The organism is Tabrizicola sp., from assembly GCF_031377265.1.
Lineage (GTDB): Bacteria > Pseudomonadota > Alphaproteobacteria > Rhodobacterales > Rhodobacteraceae > JAUYQR01.
On sequence record NZ_JANMET010000396.1, the window covers coordinates 1 to 4,720 of the forward strand.

A 4,720-nucleotide genomic window follows, 5' to 3' on the forward strand; every position below is an offset into this window, starting at 1 on the left:
CGAACAGATGTAACCCCTTCATTGCACTGCAGACTTCGCGACGCGACGACAGTGGTGCATGAACGCATGCATGGCCATGAAGGCTTTGCTGCGATCAAAGCCGGGGTGATCGACAGAAGCTCTTACATCCAGCTGCTTTGCCGTTTGTATGGCTTCTACAAGCCATTTGAGCTGGAAGCCGGTTCAGGCGACATGCGCAGCCGGTGGTTAGTGCGGGATTTGGATGCCCTCGGTCTCGACGCAACTGCCCGCGAAAAAGCCCCGGACTGCGCTGAAATCCCGCGCTTGCAAACGGCACACCGTCGCTTCGGCGCACTTTATGTCGTGGCGGGTTCTGCTCTGGGGGGGCGCCAGCTGGCGCGCGGACTTGACAACCTTTTTGCGCCCCAAGAAACGGCCGGCCGCTTGTTCTTTCTGGGACACGGCGCACAAACCGGTGCTGTTTGGCGCGACTATCTGGCCCAGCTTGCGGCAGTGCCGCCTGATCCAGACACACACACCGAAATTGTCGATGCAGCGATAGACACATTTGCGGTGTTCGAGCGGTGGGCATCAGGCTGGAAGGACGTACCACATGGTTGAAGACATCGCGAAGCAAGCCGATCTGACCAACTGCGACCGCGAGCCGATCCATATTCCCGGGGCGATTCTGCCGCATGGCGCGATGATCGTTGTTGACCCCGCTACATACGCCGTGCTGCAGGTGGCGGGCGATACCAAAGCCCTGCTGGGCATCGGCCATGACGATATGCTGGGGCAGTCGCTGGAGACAATGTTGCGGCCTGATCAGATGGAGATGCTGCGCCGCGTGAACATCGTTCACACCTTGGCAAAGCCGCGCCATTTGCTGGACCCCGTGCTTCGTTTTATGCCGGATCAGGCGCTGGACGTCAGCATTCACCGCATCGACGGCGTTTTGATTTTGGAGGCAGAGGCCGCTGATCTGACTGATAGGTTCGCCGCTGATCCGCTGTCAGGCGTGCAGGAAATGGTCGAAGGTTTTGACGCGCCCATGACACTGCAGGCGCTGTGCCAACTGGCATCAGAACGGGTGCGGGCGGTCGCGGGGTATGACCGGGTTCTGGTCTACCGCTTCATGCACGACGATTCCGGTTGGGTGATTGCTGAAAGCCGTGAGCCGCATCTGGAGCCTTTTCTCGATCTGCACTATCCGGCGGCTGACATTCCGAAACAGGCGCGCGCGCTGTATGTCAAGAACTGGCTGCGACTGATCACGCAGGTGAACTACACCCCCGCCCGGCTGTCGCCGCAGAACAACCCGCGCACGGGCAAGCCGCTGGACATGAGCCAAGCGATCTTACGTGACGTGTCGCCGATTCACCGCGAATATCTGCGCAACATGGGCATTGATGCGTCCATGTCTATTTCCATCATCCGAGACGGCAAACTTTGGGGGCTGATCGCGTGCCATAACTACAGCCCGCGCCTGTTGCCGCGCCATCTGCGCGCCGTATGTGAATTGTTCGGGTCGATGTTTTCGCTGCAACTTGAAGCGCGCGACAAGGGTGAACTGTTTGAGCAGCGTCTGGCAAGCCGGATGGTTTTGCAGAACCTGATGCTGAACCTTGCCACGGCGGATGATTATGCCGAAGGCCTGACCAAACAGTCGCCGAACCTGCTGGATTACATTGTCACCGGAAGCTCTGTCGCGGACGGCATGGGCAAAGGCGGCGTGGCGGTCAGCATCAAGGGCAGCCTGACCTTTCTGGGGATAACGCCGTCCAAGCCACAGATCGCGTCATTGGTGTCCTGGATGAATGACAACCTGGAGCGGTTACAGCAAGGTGAAGGTGTGTATGCTACGGATCGGCTGGGTGAGGTTTGGCCCGAAGCCGCCGCTTATGCGGATGTGGCGTCGGGCATTTTGTTCATTTCCGTGACGGATGCGCCGTCAGATTTCATCATCTGGTTCCGTCCCGAACTTGTCGGGACTACGAGCTGGGCGGGGCAGGACAACAAACGGGTTAAATCCGGCCCGCATGGCGACCGTCTGACCCCACGCAAATCCTTTGAAGTCTGGAAAGAGACGATCCGGGGGCGTTGTTTGCAATGGACACCGGGGGATATCGATGCGGCCTATGATCTGCGAGTGTCGCTGCTGCATGTCGTGTTGCGCCGCATCAACGCCGTCGCGTATGAGCGTAAACGCGCGGCCGACCGCGACCAGTTGTTGATGGCGGAACTGGATCACCGGGTTAAAAACACCATCGCGAATATTCAGGCGCTTGTGCGGCAAACAAGCCGCAGTTCGGAAAGCGTGACCGGGTTTGTGACGGGTCTTGAGGGCCGGATACGTTCGATGGCCAAGGCGCACAGCCTTCTATCGCAAAGCCGGTGGGAAAGTGTATCCCTGACGCGGTTGATCCACGAAGAACTTGATCCTTACAAGAATAGTGGAACATATCTGAACGTCTCGGGCGACGGCCTGTTGCTGACGCCAAAATCGGCGCTTTCCCTCTCGTTGGCGATCCATGAATTGGCGACAAACGCGGTGAAGTATGGCGCGCTCTCGCAGCCCGGTGGCAGCGTTGCCGTTGCCTGGCAAACGTCTGAGCGCGGAATTGACCTGTCATGGACCGAGGCCGGGGGGCCGCCAGTATCATCGCCCAATCGAACAGGGTTTGGCACAACGCTGATCGAGAAAGCGTTGGGCATGGAGACGGGTGGTACATCAAAGATCGACTACTTCCGTGATGGAATCGTCTGTACAATTTTCCTTCCAAACTCGTCTCTGTCGAAAACGGCCACCGCCGCCCCGGTTCAAATCGTTGATCTGCCAAAAATCCCGGATGTGGTGATGCCAGACCCTTTGGGGGAAGATTTTCGAATTCTGATTGTCGAGGATTCGTTTCTTGCCGTGATGTCGATTGAAGGGTTCTTTAATGAACTTGGCTGGAAGATCGTAGGCCCAGCCTCACGCAAGGATGCGGCGCTGGCGTTGGCGCAGACCGAAACGTTTGACGCAGCCTTGTTGGATGTCAACCTAGACGGCGAGATGTCTTGGGACGTAGCCGCCGTGCTTCAGGAACGCGGAATTCCGTTTGTCTTCAGTACCGGGTATGACCGCGCCAACATCCTGCCCGATTTTTTAGCTGGTAGCGTCGTTTTGGGCAAGCCATTCCGCGAAGATGAATTGGAAGGCAAACTGCGAGAATGCATTCGTGCGATGCGGGCCGATCAGGTATTTGCTTGAGTAGGTATTTGCCTCAGTACATAGACACTTACCGACCGGGAATCTGGCTCGCACCGGGTGCACAATTTTGCCCGTTTCGAATTGCGACAGACGGCCATGGCCTATGACATCATCGCCCCGCAGCGAAACCCTGCCGCTCATTGAAACCGTAAACCTCTGAAACGGGCCGGGCTTTGCCGCGCGGTCGAGGCGTCTGGCACTTCCTGCAGCGCGATTGCACGGCCCGTCTTTCACCTGCGTGTCCACACCTGTTCGCGCTGCCTTTTTCCCCTCCCAGTTAGCAGACACTAACTCGGCGGGCTTATCGCACGCGTTTGTCAGCAACCAACCAAACCAACGATCCCATTTCGCAGGGGCGAGTCTATCAAGTGAGCATAGCGCTGGGTCGTCTGCATCTGCGTGTGGCCCAGCTGTTCGCCGATCATCTCCAGATGAAGTACCGGTATAATGGGGAGTGTCCATGGAAGAGGTTAGTATCATCGGCCTCGATTTTGCCAAGAACGTGTTTCAGGCGCATGGCGGCGGGTTTGACGGGTCAGTTGTGGTCCGCCGCCAGCGGTAGCGCGCACAGTTGCTGAAGTTCATGGCGGCTCAGCCACCTTGTGTGGTGGCGATGGGACCCAAGCCCTGAACGGGATCAGTAGAAGCAGGGCTGCGCTTTCCGCCGGTGGAGATTGAGCGGCGGGTCAATAAAACGACGCGCTGGTTGCCCTAGATCGTGCGCGGCGATGCGGAACCCGAGGAATGGAAGGAGACCAAAACGCTCGCTCGGCAACAGCATGACGAGCTGGTCAGCCGCTATCTGCTCGGGCAGCCAGCGGTCGGCGAGTTTCTTACGGAAGGTAAGGAGAAAACGCTAGAGTTCGGCGTCGATTGAAGCGTGCAGCGCCGTTCAGGACGCCACCGGACCAGTGGGCAAGGGGCGGGTCTGAACGGGAGCCACTCCGGTCTGCCGGACTTCAACAAGCACGGCGACAAGGCCAAGCCCTGCCGTCAGCGCCCAGAGATGCCACAGGGTCATCGCCACATCCGGCAGCCGGGCGCCCATCTGGCTGACGCGAACCAACCCGTCTATCGCGGGCGTCGAGGGCACAAGCTGCGCGATGGCATTTAGAACCGGCGGGATCGCCTCTACCGGCCAGGCAAAGCCGGACAGAAAGAAGAACGGCAACCCCAACGCCAGCAGCACGATCTGAACCACCTCGGCCGACCGCAACAGCGCGGCCACACATTGCGCCAAAAGACCGGTCGCCAGAACAAACGGCAGCCCGATGGCAAGGATATCACCCGTGCGGCCCGGGTTGGGCAGGCCATAAAGGGCGGGCAGCACGATCAGATAGATCGGCAGCAGCGCCGCATAGATCGCGACCCACGCGGCCATCCGCCCCATAACCAGCCATGCCGGATGATCGGTGCCTTGGCTCCGCCGCACAGCCGTCAGCGCCAGCCCCATCAGGATGGTCTGTTGCAGGATCAGCACGAAAGCCGCAGGCAGTACATAGGTCG

At 59.1% G+C, this 4,720-nt stretch carries 4 protein-coding genes; 3 read left to right on the forward strand and 1 reads right to left on the reverse strand.

Annotated features, from left to right (window positions below):
- The 3 genes from RMO18_RS20950 to RMO18_RS20960 form a co-directional block, all read left to right on the forward strand.
- A partial coding sequence (locus RMO18_RS20950; RefSeq protein ID WP_309668473.1) for a biliverdin-producing heme oxygenase occupies positions 1 to 582 on the forward strand: 582 nt, incomplete at its 5' end.
- The gene (locus tag RMO18_RS20955) at positions 575 to 3,214 is read left to right on the forward strand and encodes an HWE histidine kinase domain-containing protein (RefSeq protein ID WP_309668475.1); all 2,640 of its coding nucleotides are present in this window, start codon (positions 575 to 577) and stop codon (positions 3,212 to 3,214) included. The genes RMO18_RS20950 and RMO18_RS20955, both read left to right, overlap by 8 nt.
- A 718-nt stretch (positions 3,215 to 3,932) precedes the next feature.
- Positions 3,933 to 4,091: a DUF3775 domain-containing protein gene (locus RMO18_RS20960; protein ID WP_309668476.1), complete on the forward strand. Its 159-nt coding sequence runs from the start codon at positions 3,933 to 3,935 to the stop codon at positions 4,089 to 4,091.
- 15 nt (positions 4,092 to 4,106) lie between these two features.
- On the opposite strand, the gene RMO18_RS20965 is transcribed toward RMO18_RS20960, so the two are convergent.
- Positions 4,107 to 4,720, reverse strand: a 614-nt coding sequence (locus RMO18_RS20965; protein ID WP_309668478.1) for an ABC transporter permease, incomplete at its 5' end; no start/stop codon positions are given.